Annotated in this window: 14 protein-coding genes; 9 read left to right on the top strand and 5 right to left on the bottom strand. The window is 72.1% G+C overall.

What is annotated here, in order from left to right:
• Nucleotides 1-27: 27 nt before the first annotated feature.
• From ABD350_RS17425 to ABD350_RS17410, 4 genes are all read left to right on the top strand, one after another.
• Entirely contained in the window at nt 28-996 is a 969-nt protein-coding gene (locus ABD350_RS17425) for an alpha/beta hydrolase (RefSeq protein ID WP_344349045.1), read from the top strand.
• 312 nt (nt 997-1,308) lie between these two features.
• A complete protein-coding gene (locus ABD350_RS17420) occupies nt 1,309-3,006 on the top strand; it encodes a peptidase dimerization domain-containing protein (RefSeq protein WP_344349044.1) in 1,698 nt (565 codons plus the stop codon).
• Nucleotides 3,007-3,207: 201 nt separating this feature from the next.
• Nucleotides 3,208-3,675, top strand: coding sequence for an SsgA family sporulation/cell division regulator (locus ABD350_RS17415; RefSeq protein WP_344349043.1), 468 nt, complete (start codon nt 3,208-3,210; stop codon nt 3,673-3,675).
• A gap of 175 nt (nt 3,676-3,850) precedes the next feature.
• Nucleotides 3,851-4,711, top strand: a complete 861-nt coding sequence (locus tag ABD350_RS17410; RefSeq protein ID WP_344349042.1) for a Bax inhibitor-1/YccA family protein — start codon at nt 3,851-3,853, stop codon at nt 4,709-4,711.
• A gap of 851 nt (nt 4,712-5,562) precedes the next feature.
• On the opposite strand, the gene ABD350_RS17405 is transcribed toward ABD350_RS17410, so the two are convergent.
• From ABD350_RS17405 to ABD350_RS17395, 3 genes are all read right to left on the bottom strand, one after another.
• Entirely contained in the window at nt 5,563-7,176 is a 1,614-nt protein-coding gene (locus tag ABD350_RS17405) for a tannase/feruloyl esterase family alpha/beta hydrolase (protein ID WP_344349041.1), read from the bottom strand.
• A 155-nt stretch (nt 7,177-7,331) separates the two neighbouring features.
• Nucleotides 7,332-8,024 (bottom strand): cytochrome b/b6 domain-containing protein, encoded by a 693-nt coding sequence (locus ABD350_RS17400; RefSeq protein ID WP_344349040.1) that lies wholly within the window; start codon nt 8,022-8,024, stop codon nt 7,332-7,334.
• Nucleotides 7,972-8,694, bottom strand: coding sequence for a molybdopterin-dependent oxidoreductase (locus ABD350_RS17395; protein ID WP_344349039.1), 723 nt, complete (start codon nt 8,692-8,694; stop codon nt 7,972-7,974). The genes ABD350_RS17400 and ABD350_RS17395 overlap by 53 nt, the downstream gene beginning before the upstream one ends.
• A gap of 394 nt (nt 8,695-9,088) precedes the next feature.
• Between ABD350_RS17395 and abc-f the strand changes: the two genes are divergently transcribed.
• From abc-f to ABD350_RS17370, 5 genes are all read left to right on the top strand, one after another.
• Nucleotides 9,089-10,723 carry a ribosomal protection-like ABC-F family protein gene (gene abc-f / locus ABD350_RS17390; protein ID WP_344349038.1) on the top strand — a complete coding sequence of 545 codons (1,635 nt, stop codon included), beginning with the start codon at nt 9,089-9,091 and terminating at the stop codon, nt 10,721-10,723.
• A gap of 78 nt (nt 10,724-10,801) precedes the next feature.
• Complete coding sequence (locus ABD350_RS17385) at nt 10,802-12,433, top strand: ABC-F family ATP-binding cassette domain-containing protein (RefSeq protein WP_344349036.1); 1,632 nt, start codon at nt 10,802-10,804, stop codon at nt 12,431-12,433.
• Nucleotides 12,434-12,585: 152 nt separating this feature from the next.
• Nucleotides 12,586-13,146, top strand: coding sequence for a CGNR zinc finger domain-containing protein (locus ABD350_RS17380; RefSeq protein WP_344349035.1), 561 nt, complete (start codon nt 12,586-12,588; stop codon nt 13,144-13,146).
• A gap of 212 nt (nt 13,147-13,358) precedes the next feature.
• The gene (locus ABD350_RS17375; RefSeq protein ID WP_344349033.1) at nt 13,359-14,801 is read left to right on the top strand and encodes an eCIS core domain-containing protein; all 1,443 of its coding nucleotides are present in this window, start codon (nt 13,359-13,361) and stop codon (nt 14,799-14,801) included.
• A gap of 208 nt (nt 14,802-15,009) precedes the next feature.
• Nucleotides 15,010-15,975 (top strand): trypsin-like serine protease, encoded by a 966-nt coding sequence (locus tag ABD350_RS17370; protein WP_344349031.1) that lies wholly within the window; start codon nt 15,010-15,012, stop codon nt 15,973-15,975.
• Nucleotides 15,976-16,136: 161 nt separating this feature from the next.
• On the opposite strand, the gene ABD350_RS17365 is transcribed toward ABD350_RS17370, so the two are convergent.
• A complete protein-coding gene (locus ABD350_RS17365; protein WP_344349030.1) occupies nt 16,137-17,438 on the bottom strand; it encodes an MFS transporter in 1,302 nt (433 codons plus the stop codon).
• On the bottom strand, nt 17,435-18,577 hold the full coding sequence (locus ABD350_RS17360; RefSeq protein WP_344349029.1) for a PLP-dependent cysteine synthase family protein: 1,143 nt from the start codon (nt 18,575-18,577) through the stop codon (nt 17,435-17,437). Before ABD350_RS17360 ends, ABD350_RS17365 begins: the two co-directional genes overlap by 4 nt.
• Nucleotides 18,578-18,892: the final 315 nt, after the last annotated feature.

The raw sequence follows: 18,892 nt of genomic DNA, 5'->3' as shown, positions 1-18,892 counted from the left end.
GTCGACCTCTTCGCAGGAGTGCGCCCCATGGCCAGGACCACCGTCACCTACGACAGCGCCGGCATCGGCATCGCCGCCCACCTCTACACCCCCGACACCCCGGCGCCGGGGCCGTACCCGGCGCTGGTCGTCGGCCACCCCGGTACGGGCGTGAAGGAGCAGACGTCCGGCACGTACGCGCGGCTGTTGGCCGAACGCGGCTTCGTCACCCTGGCCTTCGACGCCGCCCACCAGGGCGAGTCCGGCGGTCTGCCGCGCGGACTCGAGGACCCGGCACAGCGCGTCGAGGACTTCAAGGCCGCGGTGTCCTACCTGACCACCCTTGAGGAGGTCGACGCGCAGCGGATCGGTCTGCTCGGCATCTGCGCCTCCGGTGGCTACTCGCTGGCCGCGACCGGCGGCGACCACCGGGTCGGAGCCGTGGCGACCGTGTGCACCGCGGATCCCTCCCGCCAGTTCCGCCTCGGGGCCGAGGGCGACCAGGACCCGGCCGTCTTCCAGGCCCTGCTGGACTCCGCCGCCCAGGCCCGTACCGCTGCCGCCCGCGGCGAGGACCCCGGCGTGATGACGATGTTCCCGGAGACGGCGGAGCAGGCCCGCGCGCTCGGCGGTGAACACGGCGCCGAGGGCTTCGAGTACTACTGCACTTCGCGCGGCGGGCACGAGAGGTCCGCCAAGTTCCTGGCCTGGGAGAGCATCGACAGGCTGGCGTGCTACGACGCCTTCTTCGCGGTCCCGTTGATCGGCCCCCGTCCGATGCTCCAGATCATCGGCGAGCGCGCCGTCACCGCCTGGATGGCCGTCGAGGCCCACCAGCGGGCCACCGGTCCCAAGGAGTTGTACCGGATCCCGGGTGCCGGCCACGTCGACCTGTACGACAAGAAGGAGTACATCGCCCCCGCCGTCGAGAAGCTCACCGATTTCTTCACCACCGCCCTGGGCACCGCGGTCCGACCGGCGACGGCGTCGGCTCACCGCTCCCCCGCCTCGCTTTGATGCCCCGGGACCGGGGGTGGGCATGGACAAGTCGGAGTTCGGCCGGCTGCTGCGGGAAGCGCGGCAGATCTGACACATCGTGCGCGGTACGAGGATCAACGGCGGGAAGAAGCCCCCCACCTGACTAACACATGTTTCAGTCTGACCCTTTCCTCTGGACGGGAGAGCGAGACCCGGTCCGGTGGCTGTTTCCGGCCACCTAGCGTCGGCTTTCGTTGCTGACACATATGCTCCACGGTGAACATGCCACGAACACATGTCATGGAGCCGGTCTCCCGGCCCCTCCCTCACGACTTCGAGGACGAAACCGACATGAACGACTCCCACCCCGGCCGTCGACGCCTGTTGAAGATGTTCGGACTGAGCGCCACCGCGACCACCGCCGCGATTCTCCAGGCCGACCCGGTGCTCGCCGCCACCCTCGGCCACGACGAGAGGACCGGGGTCGACCCCGCCACCTACCGGGCTCCCACGGGGCTGGCGAAGAGCACCGCGGCCAAGCGGACCGCGCTGGAGTGGATCACCGCCAACGAGAGCACGATCACCGGGTTGAGCGACCGCGTATGGCAGTACGCGGAGCTGTCGCTGCGCGAATGGAAGTCCTCCCTCGCCCACGCCAGGCTGCTCCAGGACAACGGCTTCACCGTCACCTGGGGCTCGGCCGGCTTCCCGACCGCCTTCGTCGCCACGTACGGCAGCGAGGGCCCCGTCCTCGGTTTCAACGCCGAGTACGACGCCCTGCCCGGCCTGTCGCAGAAGAAGGGCGTGGGCACCCACGATCCGCTGGTCCACCACTACGACGCCTACGGCCCCACGTACGGCGCCGGCCACGGCGACGCCCACAACTGCCTCGGCGCGGGCGGCACCGCGGCCGCCATCGCCGTGGCGCGGGCGATCCGCGCCCACGGGCTGAAGGCCACGGTCAAGCTGTTCGGCAGCGCCGGCGAGGAACAGCTCGTCGGCAAGGCCTACGCGGTCAAGGAGGGGGTCTACCACGGTCTCGACGCCTTCCTGGACTGGCACCCGTTCACCGTCACGGTGCCGTTCTGGAACACCACCAGCGCACTGGTTTCGGCCACGTTCACCTTCCTCGGTGCCTCGGGCCACGGCGGCACCCCGCTCGGCAACAAGAGCGGTCTGGACGGTGCCCTGCTGATGGCGACGATGTCGGAGTACCTGCGGGAGAAGAACGTCGCCCCGTCCGGACGGTTCCACTACGCCGTCATCAACGGCGGCGGCGCCCCGAACGTGACCCCGGACATGTGCTCCATCTGGTTCTTCGTCCGTGAGGGCAGCCCGGCACGCGCCCGAGTGCTGTACGACAAGATCGTGGAGTGCGCCAAGGCCGCCGCGCAGGCCAGCCAGACCCGGCTGGTGCACAAGTTCCACTCGGCGACGTGGAACCTGCTGGCCAACAAGGCCGGAGCGGAGCTGCTCAACGACAACATGCGGCAGATCGGCGCGCCCCGGTTCACCGATGCCGACCACGCCCTGGCCAGGAGCATCCAGAAGTCACTGGGCCGGCCGGAGACCGGCATGCCGACCTCGCTGACCCCGCTCGCTCCCCCGGCCGCCGCCTACACCGGCGGACTGGCCACCGACACCGCCGACGTCAGCTGGCAGGCGCCGACCGCCGTACTGCTGTCCGCGGCCTACCCGCCCGGCATCCCGAACCACAACTGGGGCGCCACCGCGACCGCGGCCACCAACATCGGCCACCAGGGGTTGCTGTCCGCCGCCCGCTATCTCGCGGCCGGCGCGATCGACCTGATCGAGCAGCCGGAACAACTGGACGCGATGAAGCGCGAGTTCACCGAGCGTACCGCCGGCGTCGGGTGGGCCTCGATGATCCCCGACGGGAGCCAGCCTCCGCTGTACGAGCCGCCGGAGGAGTTCCTCAGGGCTACCGGGCAGAGCTGGCCGCCGAAGGGCGTGACCTGGCCGGTGCCGCCCGTGGTGGCGGCCGAGCAACTCGGTGGCACGGGCCCCGACCTGCCGCCCGTGACCTGACAGGTGTGCACGACAGGTACCCCGTCGGAAGCCGCCCGGGAGGGCGTTGACTTACGTCAGGTACCGGGACCCGCCCGCGGCGGTTTCGTGGACTGCCGCGCCGAGTCCCGCCACCTGACCGTCAAGTGACCGATGTGCGGCCCGGGCGAGCGGCGGACAGTGGGACGCGCAGACTTCGTACCGCTGAGGGGAAATCCTGTCATGCACCGTGATCAGTCACCGCTGCGGGCGCGGTCGGCGCCCCGGCACGTGCCGTCGCTGCTTCTGGACGTCGACCAGATGCTCGACGAGTTCACCCGTCAGGCCGTGCAGGTGGAGTTCCGGTTCTACCCGGACATGCCCGCGGTGATCACCGTCGAGTTCCTGACGGAACGCGGACCCAGCCTGATCTGGCGGATCGGCCGCGAACTCCTGCACGGCGGACTGACGGCGATGAGCGGCTCCGGCGACGTGCGCATGTGGCCGACACTGCCCGGTGAGCGGCCCTCGTCCTGGCTGCTCCTGGAATCACAGGAGGTGGAGGCGCTGTTCGAGGTGCCCACCGCGGAGCTGAGGGAGTGGCTCGACGCCACCTATCGGATCACCTCGGCCGAGACGGAGATGGACGGTCTGGACTGGGACGGCTTCCTGCTGGGACTGATGGGCGGCCCGGGGGCGCCGGGCGCCTGAACGCGGCCGGATGCGGGCGGAGGATGACTTGCCCACCTTCTCGTCACCCGTCAAAGTGGTGACGAGCGCGGTTGTCGTCGTCGGCCCGATAGGCGGTCACCGGCACACGTGTGCCCGGGCACCCGAGGGCAACGCAGCGCCCAGGCCGCACCCGCGGCGGACGAGGAGGAACGACGTGAAGAGCAGCAACCCGGTCTTCTCCCGCTGGGGCGCGGGCCGTGCCGACGCCCCGGCAGGCGCGTACCCGCGTCATCCGGTGGGCGCCACCGTCGGCGGCCCGCCGGCCGGCGACCATTCGGTCAATCCCTACGCCCCCGCGGTCGTCGCGGACGGGCGGACGGCCGCGGCCCCGACCGCGATCACGATGGACGATGTCGTCGTCCGCACCGCGACGGCGCTCGGCACCGTGGTGCTCGCCGCGGTGCTGTCCTGGCTCCTGCTGCCCGTCGACGAGGCACACATCGGCCGCTCCTACGGTCTCGCCGTGGGCGCCGCGGTCGTCGCCTTCGTCCTGTCGGTGGTCCAGAGCTTCCGGCGTACTCCGTCCCCGGCGCTGATCCTCGGCTACGCGGCGTTCGAGGGGGTCTTCCTCGGCGTCTTCTCCAGCGCGACCTCGACGTACATCGCGCCGGGTGTGGTCGTGCAGGGCGTGCTCGGCACCTTCGCGGTGTCCGCGGGCGTCCTGATCGCCTACCGGATGCGCTGGATCCGCGTCACGCGGCGGTTCGCCGGATTCGCCGCCGCGGCCGCGACCGGCTTCCTTCTGCTGTTGGCCGCCGACCTGCTGTTCTCCGCCTTCGACGCGGGCAACGGCCTGGGCCTCCACAGCGGCGGCCTCGGCATCGTCTTCGGTGTGCTCGGCATCCTGCTCGGCGCTGCCTTTCTCGCCCTCGACTTCCGGCAGGTCGAGGACGCCGTCGCCTACGGCGCCCCCCGCGAGGAAGCGTGGCTGGCCGCCTTCGGGCTCACTGCCACCCTGGCGTGGCTCTACCTGGAAGTGCTCCAAGTGCTGACGATCTTCAACGGCGACGGCTGAGTCCCACCACGCCGGAGGGGCATGCGCTGCGACGCGCGTGCCCCTCCGGCGTGTCCGTGCGCGTGCCCGCACGGGACCCACGCGGGGCCCGGCTCGTTCTCCCCACGACGCCCTGACACGCCGGACCTTCGGAACGCGAGAGCCCACGAGTTGCGGAGCAGTGCACGTACCAGGACGGCAGGTGGCCACCGACCAGGCCTGCAAGGCGCCCCCCGTCGTACGACGGAGAACCCGACCTCGTCGATGCCTTCCACGTCCCGCTGCCCGCCACGGACGTCGCCGAACTCCTCGGCATCCCGCACCGCCACCACCACGGCTTCCGCCGCTGGGCGGGACAGGCGCTCCAGGCGGCTTCACCCGACCAGCGTCTGCCCCGGCCGCGTCGCACGCGCTGTCGGCCGAACTGGTCGTGGACGAACGCCGCCTCCCAGGACGACCCGCTGGGCAACCTCGCGCTCGCCCTGAGTGCCCCGCCGTCCCGCCGGGCTCGGCACAGTGGATCGGCTCCGGGTTCGTCCGCGGCTCGCGGTTCGGTCCCTTCCGGTGCGGTACCGCGTACCGCGGGGCCGGCGGCCACCGCCGTACGCCGACGTCCCGGTCCGCGCCACGGGGGGCGGGCCGGGACGTGCGAAACAGTACGGCCGTCAGACGGTGCCGGCGCGCTGCTGCCGGGACTTCCAGCCCGGCAGCAGGGCCTGGAGGATGAACCTCACGCCGCTGCCCGTGGCGTACACGGGCAGCGCGCCGGGCGAGGGGTGCCGTCCGCCGCCTGGATGTCGCAGGTGATGCCGACGAGGAAGGACAGCGCGAGCGGGGTCACCGCGTTCGGCGGAGGGTGGTCGCCGGCCCGGTCAGTGTCGGGAGGGGAGGACGCAGCGGAAGCTGGTGGCCAGGGACGGGTCGCCGTGGCCCTGGTAGCGGGACACCTCCGGGTAGGCGCACAGGTCGCGTTCGAGTTGCTTGCCCTCGGCGTTGACGAGCGTGGCGGGAAGGGTCCTGGGCGCCTTGCCGTGCTCGACCCAGGCGGTCAGGGCGGCGAGGCCGTCGGCCGAGCCGTCCTGGCCGTTGAGACCGCAGTGGTCGGTGCCCGGGGCGAGGAAGAGGCGGTAGAAGTCGTCCACCTTCTTGGCGCTGCCGGTTTCCCGCACGACGCGCCGGTGGTAGTCCACGGTGCCCTGCGGCGGGATGTACTGGTCGGCCTGGCCATGCCAGGTCAGGAGCTTGCCGCCGGACTCGCGGAAGGCGGAGAGATCCGGGTCGTCGGTGTCCATGATGTGGCCGTACTCGGCCACGGCCTGATGGAACAGCTCGGTGAACCGGCTGTAGGTGAGGGTCGAGACGTCGAAGGACGGGTCCTTCTTCACCCAGCTCGCCGTCCAGTGGGCGGGCACCTGGAACGGTGCGCCCTTGAGGGTGCCGTCGGCGTCGGGCGCGGTGCCCGCAAGGCCCTTCAGGTCGGCCCCGACCGGGACGCCGGACCACAGCTTCCTGCCGGAGGCGGTGCGCGGGCCGTCCCAGATCTTGCGGACGACGGCGGCGTCGGCGGCGGTGATGGTCAGTTCCCTGCCCTCGCACACAACCTTGGTGCCGATCAGCCGGCGCGGGTCGAAGTCGCACCGGGAGGCGTCGTTGACGAGGCCGTCCCTGGCGCCGTCGAGCGTGTCGCAGGCGTTGACGGAGGCCGCGGTGAAGGCGTCGAGCTCGCAGCCGGTCACGTAGGTCTTCTCGTTGTTCATGACGACCTGCGGCCACAGGGTGGCGAGTTCGTAACGGTCCCAGTTGACGGCGGGCGCGTCGGCGAGGATGCCGTCGTAGTCGTCGGGGTAGCGCTGGGCCTCCATGTAGCCCTGGCGTCCGCCGGTGGAGCAGCCGGTGAAGTAGGAGTACGAGGCCGGCCTGCCGTAGACCGCGTCGACGACCGCCTTGCCGACGACCGCCGCCTCGTGCTGGGAGCGGGAGGCGAAGTTCTTGAGCAGCGCGGAGTTGACCTGGCCCTGGCCGTTCAGGGCCCAGCCGACGTCGAGGGCGTCGCCGACGCCCGCGTCGGTGGTGGTCGCGGCGTAGCCGTTCTTGACGGCGGTGGCCAGGCCGACGCCGTTGTCCCCGGCCGCGAAGGCAGCGCCGCCGAGCGCCTGGAGGCGGCCGTTCCAGCCGGTGACGGGCAGCCAGGTCCGGATTCCGGCGTGGTCGCCGTCGCCCGGGTGGGTGAGGGTGACCGTCACCTCGCAGTAGGCCGGTACGCCGGTGACGGTGCCGCCCAGGATGCCGCCGCCGTGGATGGTGCCGCCGTCCTGGCGGACCGCGGTCACGGACTCGACGCGGGTGCCGGACAGGGCCTTCACCGAGGCCGTCGTGCAGCCGAGCGGGGCGGACGCGGAACTCCGGGACTCGGCGGACGCGGTCGGCAGGTACACCGCCGCGGCCAGCGGCACACCGGCCGCGAGGACGGTCAGAAGTCTTCTCATTGGTTCTCCATCCAGGAAAGAGGTGTGTGCCTGGCGGTGGCGGCACACACATGTGTGTGGCCCGTGAGCAGCAGGTCCGAGCCGGGACACGTCCCGCGACGCCGCGGCTCAACGCGGGCAGCGTGGGGGGCAGCTTGGTGCGCAGCCGGAACATGTCATGCCTGATCCGCTTCACCGGTCACGGCACCCGGCCCTTCCTCCTTCAGCCACCGGGGATGGCGGGACTCCGCCCAGGAGCGGCTGACGTAGCCGGTGCGCATGCCGAGTCTCGCCTCGGGATCCCCGAGGGCCCGGCGCATATGGCCGATGAGGACGAAGGTGATCGCCCAGGCCAGGAGGTCGTGGACGAAGATGGCGCTGGTGCGGGAGATGAAGGGAAGCAGTGCGGTGAACCACATCAGCAGGCCGGTGGACATCATCACCAGGACGGCGCCGGCGATCCAGCCCGCGTAGAGCTTCTGGCCCGCGTTGAACTTCCCGGCCGGACGCGCCCCGGGCGCCGTACGGCGTCTGCGGACCGCCCGCAGCCACTGGCGGTCGTAGACCGCGAAGCGGTTCAGCCGGCGCAGGTCCGCGCGGAACTCGGCGGAGAGCAGCCCGAACAGGAGGGGCAGCGGCAGCGAGATGCCGGACCACTCGTGGACGGTGACCATCAGCGGGCGCCGGCCGACGAGCAGGGCCAGCGGCCCGATGTACAGACAGGCGGCGGAGACCAGGCACAGGAGCATCAGGTAGCCGGTGCTCCGGTGGACCAGGCGCTCGGCGGTGGTGAAGCGGCGGACCCGGCCCGCGCCGTCAGGCCGCGTCGCCGTGCCGGTCCTCGCCGTCGAGCCAGCCGTCGACGGCATAGCCGCGCTCCTCCCAGTAGCCGGGAACGACCTTGTCGGTGACCGAGATGCCGGACAGCCACTTGGCCGACTTGTAGAAGTACATGGGTGCCACGTAGAGGCGGACCGGTCCGCCGTGGGCGTGGGTGAGGGGCTTGTCCTGCATGTTCAGCGCGACCAGGACGTCCGGGCGGCGGGCCTGCTCCAGGGTGAGGCTCTCGGTGTAGGCGCCGTCGAAGCAGGTGAAACGGACCGCGGCGCCCGAGGAGCGGACGCCCGCGGCGTCGAGGAGGTCCGCGAGCCCGACCCCTTCGAAGGGCGTCCGGTCCACCCGCCATCCGTCCGTGCACAGCACGTCGTGGACGATCCGGGTCTGCGGCATCGCGCGCAGATCGCCGAGGGTATAGGTCTTCGGCCGGTCCACCAGGCCGTCGATCCGCAGTTCGTAGTCGGTCGCGTCCTTGTGCGGCACCGAGCCGACGACGCTGTAGTACCGGAAGCCGCCCGGGTTGGGCAGCAGACCGGTCAGGCCCGTGGCGTCCACCTGGGAGGCGGAGGCCAGGAATCCCTCCCAGCCACGCTGGAGATACGGCGCTGCGGCGAGCCCCGCGGCGCCCGCGCCGAGCGTGCCAAGCATCGCCCGCCGCCCGACCGGTGCGCCCTCGGCCCTCCGCTTCGGCTTTCCTGCCATGGTCAGTGTGCTCCTTCGGCCCACACGTGTGAACAACTCCCATGAGGGGTGTCGTCACCGGTTCAAGTGGTGACGATAGTGGCACGGGCCCCTCGGGGTGTCAACAAGAGGGCGAACAGCGCATCGCGCACCCGTACACGTGTGAACGGCACACACCGGCAGGCGGAGCACGGGACAACTCCTGCTACACTGCCGACGACCTGACCGAGTGATCGAGGAGTCGTAGACGTGGTGGGTGAAGACGACATCTCCGGGTGAGATCCGGATCTGACGGCCACCGGCCGGCGCGACAGAAGCGCCGCCGCCGACGTGGCCCGTCTCGTCGTACCCCTTTCCCCATGTCTGCCCAGGGCAGAGGTCTCTGTTCTGCCCTCCGTGCCTTCGAGGTCTCTTCATGTCCGACGCCGCCATCGTCTGCTCCAGCCTCTCCTTCTCCTGGCCCGACGACACCCCCGTCTTCCACGACCTGTCCTTCACCGTGCCCACCGGCCGCACCGGACTGGTCGCCCCCAACGGCTCCGGCAAGAGCACCCTGCTCAAGCTGATCGCCGGTGAACTCAAGCCGGCCACCGGCTCGGTGTCGGTCGGCGGCACGCTGGGCTACCTCCCGCAGAGCCTCCCCCTGACCGGCGACCTGACCGTCGCCGAGGTGCTGGGCGTCGCCGAGGTGATCCGCGCCCTGGACGCCGTCGAGTCCGGCGACGTCGGCGAGGAGCACTTCACCACCATCGGCGACGACTGGGACATCGAGGAGCGCACCCGCGCCCAGCTGGACCGGCTGGGCCTTGCCGGCCTCGCCCTGGACCGCGCCCTGAGCACCCTCAGCGGCGGCCAGGTCGTCTCCCTCGGCCTGGCCGCCCAATTGCTCAAGCGCCCCGACGTCCTTCTGCTCGACGAGCCGACCAACAACCTCGACGCCGAGGCCCGCCACAAGCTCTACGACGCCCTCTCGGACTTCACCGGCTGCCTGCTGCTGGTCAGCCACGACCGCGCCCTGCTCGACCGCATGGAACGCATCGCCGAACTCGGCAGCGGGGAACTCCGTCTCCACGGAGGCAACTTCACCGCGTACGAGGAGGCCGTCCGCGCCGAGCAGGAGGCCGCCGAGAAGAACGTCCGCAACGCCGAGCAGGAACTCAAGCGCGAGAAACGGGAGATGCAGCAGGCCCGCGAACGCGCCGAGCGCCGTATGAGCAACGCCTCCCGGAACCTCAAGAACGCCGGCCTGCCCAGGATCTTCGCCGGCAACATGAAACGCGGGGCGCAGGAAGCGGCCGGCAAGTCCGGCCAGATGCACGCTTCCCGCGTCAGCGAGGCGAAGGCCCGCCTCGACGAGGCCGGACGCGCGCTGCGCGACGAACAGCGCCTCACCCTGGAACTGCCCGACACCAACGTGCCCGCCGGCCGCAACCTCTTCCTCGGCGAGGGCATGCAGGTCCACCACGCCGGCCGCGCCGTCTTCGCCGACGGCGGCGTCGACCTGACCGTCCGCGGCCCCGAGCGCATCGCGCTCACCGGACCCAACGGCGCCGGCAAGACCACCCTGCTACGGCTCATCACCGGGGACCTCGCCCCGGACAGCGGGCAGATCAAGCGCAACGACGGCCGGATCGCCTACCTTTCGCAGCGCCTGGACCTGCTCGACCTGGACCGCACCGTGGCGGAGAACTTCTCCGCCTTCGCCCCCGAGCGACCCGAGGCGGAGCGGATGAACCTGCTCGCCCGCTTCCTCTTCCGGGGGGCCCGCGCCCACCTGCCCGTCGGCGTCCTCTCCGGCGGCGAACGGCTGCGCGCCACCCTGGCCTGCGTCCTGTGCGCCGAGCCGGCCCCCCAGCTGCTCCTCCTCGACGAGCCGACCAACAACCTCGACCTGGTCAGCGCGGGCCAGCTGGAGAGCGCGCTCGACTCCTACCAGGGTGCCTTTCTGGTGGTCAGCCACGACGAACGGTTCCTGGCCGCGATCGGCGTGAACCGCTGGCTGCGGCTGGCCGACGGCGTGCTGAAGGAGACGGGAGCCCCTGTGGGGTGAGCTCCGGCGTGCGACGTGGCCCGCGTCCGAGGCTCCGCGCCCGGCGGGCCGACCACCCGACACGTTGGACGGTTCCCCATGCCCCAGCCCGCTCTGCTCGCCCGCGACCTCGTCCGCACCCTGGGCGGCCGGCGCGTTCTCGACACCATCTCCCTGACCGCCTCCCCCGGCCACCGCATCGGCCTGATCGGGGAGAACGGTGTCGGCAAGTCCACCCTGCTGCGGGTACTCGCCGGCGTCGACGAACCCGACGCGGGAAGCGTCTCACGCCCCGCGGATTTGGGTTTCCTCCACCAGGAGATGCCCTACGACGCGGACGCCACCGTCGCCGCGGTGCTGGACGAGGCGCTGCGCGAGGCCCGCGAGGACCTCGCCGAACTGGAACGGCTCGGCGAGGAACTCGCCCGCGTCCCGCAGCACGACCCCCGCCACCGGGAACTCCTCGACGCCTACGGCAGGCGGCTGGAGCAGGCCCAGCACCGGGAGTCCTGGGACGCCGACCGCCGCGCGGCCCTCGTACTGGACGGGCTGGGACTCGGCGCGGTCGGCCACGACCGCGCGCTGGGCTCGCTGTCCGGCGGGCAGCGCGGGCGGCTCGCCCTGGCCGCGCTGCTCGTACGACGCCCGTCCGCGCTGCTGCTCGACGAGCCGACCAACCACCTCGACGACGACGCCGCGACCTTCCTGGAGGCGCGGATCCGCGACCTGCCCGCAGCGGTCGTGGTCGCCAGCCACGACCGGGCGTTCCTCGACGCCGTCTGCACGGACCTCGTCGACCTCGACCCGGCGGTGGACGGCCCGGTCCGCTACGGCGGCAACTACACCGCCTACCTCGGCGAGAAGCGCGCCGAGCGGGGACGCTGGGAGCGGCGGTACGCCGAGGAGCAGCAGGAGCTGGCCGAGCTGCGGCAGGCGGCGGGCGTGACCGCGCACCGGGTCGCCCCGGACCGGGGCCGTACCGACAACGAGAAGATGGGCTACGGCCACCGGGCCGGCCGGGTGCAGAACCAGATCTCCCGCCGGGTGCGCGACGCCACCCGGCGGCTGGAGGAGCTGGAGCGCGCCCAGGTCGCCGAGCCGCCGCGCCCGCTGCGGTTCACGGCCGGGGAGCCGGCCGCACGGGTCGAGGAGGGACCGCAGCCGCTGGTGGCCCTGCGGGACGTCCGGGTGCCCGGCCGGCTCGCGCTGGACGCGCTGGAGATCTCCGCGACCGACCGGCTGCTGGTCACCGGCGGCAACGGGGCGGGCAAGTCCACGCTGCTCGCCGTACTCGCCGGGCGGCGGGCGGCCGAGGGCGAGGTGCGCAGGCGGCGCCGGCTGACGGTGGGGCTGCTCACCCAGGACACCGTGTTCGACCGGCCCGGACGCACGGTCCGCGACACCTATGAACTGTCGCTGGGCGCGGCCAGGGCCGAGCAGGTGCCACTGACCTCGCTCGGACTTCTGCACGAGGCGGACCTGGACAAGCCCGTGGGGCAGCTGTCCGCCGGACAGCGACGGCGGCTCGCGCTGGCGCTGCTGGTGGCCCGTCCGCCCCAGCTGCTGCTCCTCGACGAACCGACCAACCATCTCTCCCCTCGGCTGTGCGACGAACTGCAGGAGGCCCTGGGCCCCGGTCCCGGCGCCATCGTCGTCGCCAGCCACGACCGCTGGCTGCGGCGGCGGTGGCAGGGCCGGGAGCTCCGGCTGGAGCCAGGCGGGGCCGGCTGACCGCAGGAGGCGGACGGCGGGCGAAACCCGGCCACGGCCGGCCGGGGGCCTGAGCCGGAGGCGCCGCAGGTGGTGGTGCCCCCTGGCGTGGCACCACCCGGAGCGGTGACGGGTTCTTGCCCTCCACATCAGTCACCTGTCAAGATGGTGATGTGAACCTTGACCATGTTTTCGTATGCGGACACCCGGCCCTCGACTTCGCTGCCACCTTGCGTGCCCGGCGCTCGACCCGGTTCGAGATGTTCGTGACGCCGGACCGGCTCAACGCCTGGTACCTGGAGTCCGGACTCGTGGACACGATCACGCCCGGCGACGAGGAGGACGTCCGGGAGGCGATCACCGTGCGCGAGGCCGTCTACCGCCTCGTGACCAACCGGCGCCTCGGTGAGGAGTTCGACCGCCAGGCACTCGCCGTGGTCAACAGCGCGGCACGCAAGACTCCGGTGACGCCACAGCTCACCATGGCGGGCCGGCACAACGAGGCGACCCCGGCGCAGGCCCTGGCGACCGTCGCCCGTCAGGCCGTCGAGCTGCTCAGCGGCCCGGACGTCCCGCTGATGAAGGAGTGCGGCAATCCCGAGTGCACGCGGGTCTACATCGACCGCTCCCGGGGCATGCGACGGCAGTGGTGCGGCATGGAGTCCTGCGGCAACAAGATCAAGGCCGCCGCCTACCGCGCCCGGAAGAAGACCGCGCCCGTTCCCGCCCGATGACCCCTGACCCGGTTCTCCCGTACGCGCACGCGGTCCTCGCTCGTCGTACGGCCCCGGGCTCACTCTTCGTGGGGAACCGGCTGTAACAGGTCCGCGCCGGAACACTGCCCCTACGGACACCGCATCGTGCCCGTACAGCCCTCACCCGCGACCGGCTGCACCAGGTATGCAGGAGGACACAGCCACCTGCCGGCCCTACGAACGGGAAGTCCATGCACGCGCAAGAGCCAAGGAAGAGCGAAAAGCAGCCGCCGCGCCCCGCCCAGGGCGTGGCCGCGCGGCCGGAAGGGCGGGTGCCCGGTGCGCTTGTGGGGTTGCAGCGCACCGCCGGCAATGCCGCCGTCGTCCGTATGCTCCAGCAGGACCGGCACCAGCACGGTCCGGACTGCGGCCACCAACGGCCCACGGAGCACCCGGTGCAGCGGTCCGCCGTGCACGAGGTGCTGCGCGCGCCGGGCGCCGTGCTGGCCGAACCGCTGCGCCGGGAAATGGAAGCCCGCCTCGGCGCCGACTTCTCCGACGTCCGCCTGCACACCGGCTCGGCGGCTCGCGCCTCCGCCGCCGAGGTGGGTGCCCGTGCCTACACCTCCGGCAGCCACATCGTCATCGGCGACGGCGGCGGCGACAAGCACACCCTCGCTCACGAGCTGACGCACGTCATCCAGCAGCGCCAGGGTCCGGTGGCCGGTACGGACAACGGGTCGGGGCTGAGAGTCTCCGACCCCGGTGACCGCTTCGAGCGCGAGGCCGAGGCCAACGCGGTCCGGGTGATGCGGCGGACGCCCGAGCACGATGTCCAGCACGGCCCCGGCCCGCAAGGCGCCCCCGTACAGCGGGAAGCCGACACCCTGACCCGTTCCGCGGCACACGGCACCGACGCGACGACCCTGCAACGCTTTTCCGAGGTCACCACCGTGGAGTTGGGGCCCGTGCGGGTCTCGCAGAACGGCCTCTACCTCATGACCGTCACCCCCGGGGCGGACACCACGGTCATCTGGGTCGCGGAGGGCGCCCCGGCACCCCGGTACTGCACGCCGACCGGGCAGAGCGGGGAGATCGCGGGGCGCGTGTACGCGGAGTACGAACCGCAGACGTCCTTCCTCGCGGACTGTGCCCACACCGCCGAGGAGATCATGCACCAGCAGCGGCTGGCGCTGGGACAGGACGCCAGCGAATTCGCCCTGGGGGGCAACCAGTTCGGCCTGGGCGACCGGGAGAATGCCGAGGGCGCCGTGGCCTACGCGAATGCCAGGCCCGGCGGTCCCCACGCCAACGGCGAGGAGCGTCCGGCCCCCGGTCAGGCGTTCGCCATCGTGGAGACCGCCTGGCACGGGGACTTCGAGACCCCCGCCAACACCAGCGGGTGGCCGTACCATGTGGCGGCCGTGGTCGCCCAGGACGGCGACGACCGCATCACCGTGGAGCAGGCAGCGGACGGCAACGACGCACGTGCCCGTCAGGGGTACGAGGGCATCGTCGACATGTATACGTCGGGCACGGACCCGACCAACGGACAGGCGCTGCCGCACAGCTTCCACGGGCGGAACACCGGCGGCCCGGTTCAGCACTTCTCGGTCGGCGCCATCACCGTCATCCTCCAGCCGATCAACGTGGGGGGCCTCAAGAAGGAGACCGGCCGCCGGAAGCTCATGTGACCCGGTTCCCCCGGCCTGAGCACCGCTCCCCCGGCGGGCCGGGTACGGTCCGCGCGGCCCGGTCGCGCGCCGGCCCCCCGGGTTCTCCCCCCGTGCGGAAGGGGGGCTGGCCACACCCTCGCCAGGCCCGTTGCCCGGATGGCGCGGCAGACCTCGCCCGGCCAGGCTGGACGCCTACGGACCCACCGAGCAACAAAGGGAACCCTCTGTGTTCAGCTTCGCGCCGCCGCGCCACCGTACCGCCCGCACCGCCGCAGTCGGCGCCCTCGCCGCCGCGGCCTGTGTCACCGTCCTGTCCGGCAGCGCCGGAGCCATCGTCAACGGGACCGACTCCACCGGGAGTTATCCGTTCATGGCGGTCATCCCGGCGTCCGCCCCGGACCAGGGCCTGCACGACGGCAACTGTGGGGCATCGCTGATCGATCGGCAATGGGTGCTGACGGCGGCTCACTGCGTACGGGGCGAAGGTCTCGAACTGGCCGGCATCGTGCGGATCGGCAGCGAACACCGCACGTCCGGCGGCACCGTACGGAAGATCGACCGGACCTTCGTCCACCCCGGCTATGTGAACGGTGACGACAAGGCCGCCAACAAGAACGACATCGCGCTCATACGCCTGGACCGCGCGGTCGCCCGGCAACCGATCGAGATCGCCGAGCAGGTGGGGCCGCCCGGCACACCGACCCGGATCCTGGGCTTCGGCACCACCGTCGACACCGGGTTCGAGTTCCCCGACCGGCTGCAGGAGCTGAGCACCCGCAGGGGCGCCGAGTCCGAGTGCGCACCCGGCTACGCGGACCGGACCCGGCTGTGCACGGTCACCACCGTGCCCAAGGCGATGGCGTGCTTCGGGGACTCGGGCGGACCGCAGGTCCACAAGGGACGGGACGGTCGCTGGGAGCTGGTCGGCGTCACCTCGGGGCCCGGCGCCCCGAAGGTGCCGTGCTCCCAGGGCCCCGGCCTCTACACCAGCGCGCCCGCTTACGCGGGCTGGATCGACAAGACCATGCGGACCAACAGCGCGCCATCGGTTGCGGCCAGGGGCTCCGACCTCGCCGAGACCGGCACGACCGACGGCACCGCGACGGTCGTCGGCGCGTCCGCCGTGCTGATCGCCGCCGGTGGCGGCACCGTCTTCGCACTGCGCCGCCGCAAGCCCCGCCCCTCCGCCTGAACGAACCTTCCGCACTCCCGGATGCCCGCTCGCCGGGGGCCCGGGGGTTACCGCCTTCGCCGCGTCCTGCGGAGCCGGCGTCGCGACGGGGCGGCCCCCGGAGAGGGAGCAGTGGGGGCGGGCACCCTGGGATGCCCGCCCCGGGCCGGAGGGCCGGTGGGTCAGGCGGTGGCGGGCACCGGCCCGGACGCGGGCCGCGCCGCCAGTCGCCCGGTACGGTGCAGACCGTACAGGGCGGCTGCGCAGGTCAGGCCGAGCGCGGACAGGGTGATCCACGGCAGTGCGGCCATCCCGGCCGTGCGGGCGGCGTCGAGGGCGGCGCCCGTGCCCAGGTTCCCCAGGGTGATGCCGATGCCGCAGATCGTGTTGTACAGCCCGTAGTGGGTGGCGACGAGGCGGTCACCGCAGAGACGGACGATGGTGTCCATCTCGAAGGGATAGGCGATCATCGTGCCTGCTGCCAGCAGCAGCGCGGCGACCGTCGGCGGCACCGCCGCGAGCAGCCACAGTCCGATCCCGGACTCCGGCACGGGCACGGCGGTCGCCGACAGCAGCGGGACGAAGGCCAGGCCCATGGCCGTCAGCCCGCGCACGAGCGCCTGCCCGGGTTCGTACCGCGCCTTGCACCACGCCGTCACCCGTGTCTGGCCGAGGATCGTGCTCAGCCCGGAGACGGCGAAGAGGGCCGCCACCGCCGCCGTGCCGAACTCCCCGTCGCCGCCGAGCCGGCGCACCTCCAACGGCAGCGCGAGATACACCTGGAAGGACAGGACGTAGGAGCCGATCATGGCGACGGAGAAGAGCAGGAACGGCCGGTTGGCGAGAATGCCCCGCCACTGGGCGAGTACGCCCGGAGCGCCGTCGCTCCGCTGGTGCCTGGCGTCGTCAGCCCGCCGGGCAGGCAGGGCGCGCAGTTGCACGACGCTGAGCAGGGCGAAGATCCCCGCCGCCACCAGGCAGGTGACGCGGAAATCCGCCCCGGTGAGCACCATGCCCACCAGCGGGCCGAGCAGGATCCCGGCCTGGTAGAAGACGTTGAACAGAGCGAACGCCTCCACCCTGCGCTCCCCCGCGTCTGCCGCGAGATAGGCCCGTACCGCCGGATTGAACAGCGCCCCGGCCAGTCCGGTGGCCGCGGAGGCGGCGAGCAGCGCGGGCAGCGAATCCACCAGCCCGAGGGTCGCGAAGCCGAGGGTGCGCAGCACACACCCGGCGACGATCATCGGCTTGTAGCCGAGCCGGTCCGCGAGCGTCCCGCCGACCAGGAACATGCCCTGCTGACTGAAATTGCGCACCCCGAGGACGAGTCCCACGGTCCAGCCGGCCAGTCCCAGCGTTCCGGACAGGTGGGCGGCCAGGTAGGGCATCAGCATGTAGAACCCGAGGTTGATGGTGAACTGGTTCACCATCAACAGCCTGGCGCCGCGTTCGTAGGACCGGACCTGGGTGAGCAGTCCCTTCACCGGCCCTCCTCCAACGGGGCGGACTCGGCGCCCGCAGGGTCCCCGGCGGCCCCGCGCCCCGCGCCCCGCGCGGTGAGGGGGTCGAGCACGGTGGTGCACCGGGTCCAGCTGGTGGCCTCCTTCTCGTCCGGGCGGCCGATCACCTCCGGTTCGGGCGCCGGTGGGCAGTCCAGCAGGCCGTGGGCGGCGCAGTAGTCGTCGTCGTAGACCGTCCCGAGGTATCGCTGCGGTCCGTCGGGAAAGACGGCGGCGATCCGCGCGCCCGCCTGCATCGTCCGGGCCAGCCAGCCCGCCACCAGCGCGACCGCGCCGACACTCCACCCGCCGGTGGCGTAGTGCGAGGCGGCCAGTTGGCGGCAGGTCCACACGGCCTCGTGCGGGGTGACCCAGTGCACTTCGGAGAACTGCTCGTAGGCGACGTTGCGGGGGTAGATGCTGGATCCGAGCCCGCGCATCAGGCGGGGGCGTGCGGGCTGCCCGAAGATCGTCGAGCCGGTGGTGTCGACGCCGACGACGGTCAGCTCCGGGCAGAGCTGCCGCAGGACGCGGGAGATGCCCGCCGAGTGGCCGCCGGTGCCGACACTGCATACCAGCACGTCGATGTGGCCCAGCTCGACGGCGAGTTCGAGGGCCAGCGGGGTGTAGGCGGCGACGTTGTCCGGGTTGTTGTACTGGTCCGGGCACCAGGAGCCGGGATGCTGTTCGAGCAGCCGCTGCACGCGTTCGCGGCGGGCCTGCTGCCAGCCGCCCGTGGGATGGGGCTCGGAGACGACGTTGACCTGGGCACCGTAGGCGGTCAGCAGGCGGGTCATGGGCAGTTCCAGTCCCGGGTCGGTGACCAGGGTGACCGGGTGGCCGTAGGCCATCCCGGCCAGTGCCAGCCCCAGGCCCAGGGTCCCGCTGGTGGATTCGATGATCCGTCCGCCGGGCCGCAGGTCGCCACGGGTCCGGGCCCGCTCGACCATGTGCAGGGCCGGCCGGTCCTTGATGCCGCCGGGGTTGAAACCTTCGAGTTTCGCCCAGAAGCCGCGCCCGGCCGGGGCCAGCGGCTCCGACACCCACAGCAGCGGGGTGTCGCCCACCAGGCCGGACAGTGCGGACTGGCCCGAGGTGGCCGCGGCCTTGGTCAATGCATGCATGTTTGTGGTGTCACTCTCGCTCGGTGAATGCACGATGCGGTTCATCTCGCGTCCCATGGCGACGGGCGGGCCGTGGGTCCGCGGCCGGGGTCATGGGTGCGCGGCAGCCGGGGTGGTCGGCCGGCTGCGAGCGAGTGGTCTAGATCCGCCACCGGGACGTACGGACCAGCGCCAGGCGGCCGGTTCGCGTGCGGCGACGTCTGCGAGACACATGCCGTAGGAGGGGGCTTCCCCTCGCCGGGGGCACGGCGACGAGCACGATCAGGACCGTGGCAGCGGGGGACAATCCCACCGTCGGCTGGCCCACCGTACGGA

Source organism: Streptomyces nogalater, from assembly GCF_039532885.1.
Classification (GTDB): domain Bacteria; phylum Actinomycetota; class Actinomycetes; order Streptomycetales; family Streptomycetaceae; genus Streptomyces; species Streptomyces nogalater.
This window is presented reverse-complemented; position numbering and strand designations above follow the sequence as displayed.

Excerpts from the sequence above, each read along its gene's own strand:
- ABD350_RS17425 (WP_344349045.1), top strand. The coding sequence starts at position 28 with ATGGCCAGGACCACCGTCACCTACGACAGCGCCGGCATCGGCATCGCC.
- ABD350_RS17420 (WP_344349044.1), top strand. The coding sequence starts at position 1,309 with ATGAACGACTCCCACCCCGGCCGTCGACGCCTGTTGAAGATGTTCGGA.
- ABD350_RS17415 (WP_344349043.1), top strand. The coding sequence starts at position 3,208 with ATGCACCGTGATCAGTCACCGCTGCGGGCGCGGTCGGCGCCCCGGCAC.
- ABD350_RS17405 (WP_344349041.1), bottom strand. The coding sequence starts at position 7,176 with ATGAGAAGACTTCTGACCGTCCTCGCGGCCGGTGTGCCGCTGGCCGCG.
- ABD350_RS17400 (WP_344349040.1), bottom strand. The coding sequence starts at position 8,024 with ATGCCGTCGACGGCTGGCTCGACGGCGAGGACCGGCACGGCGACGCGG.
- ABD350_RS17395 (WP_344349039.1), bottom strand. The coding sequence starts at position 8,694 with ATGGCAGGAAAGCCGAAGCGGAGGGCCGAGGGCGCACCGGTCGGGCGG.
- abc-f (WP_344349038.1), top strand. The coding sequence starts at position 9,089 with ATGTCCGACGCCGCCATCGTCTGCTCCAGCCTCTCCTTCTCCTGGCCC.
- ABD350_RS17385 (WP_344349036.1), top strand. The coding sequence starts at position 10,802 with ATGCCCCAGCCCGCTCTGCTCGCCCGCGACCTCGTCCGCACCCTGGGC.
- ABD350_RS17375 (WP_344349033.1), top strand. The coding sequence starts at position 13,359 with ATGCACGCGCAAGAGCCAAGGAAGAGCGAAAAGCAGCCGCCGCGCCCC.
- ABD350_RS17360 (WP_344349029.1), bottom strand. The coding sequence starts at position 18,577 with ATGCATGCATTGACCAAGGCCGCGGCCACCTCGGGCCAGTCCGCACTG.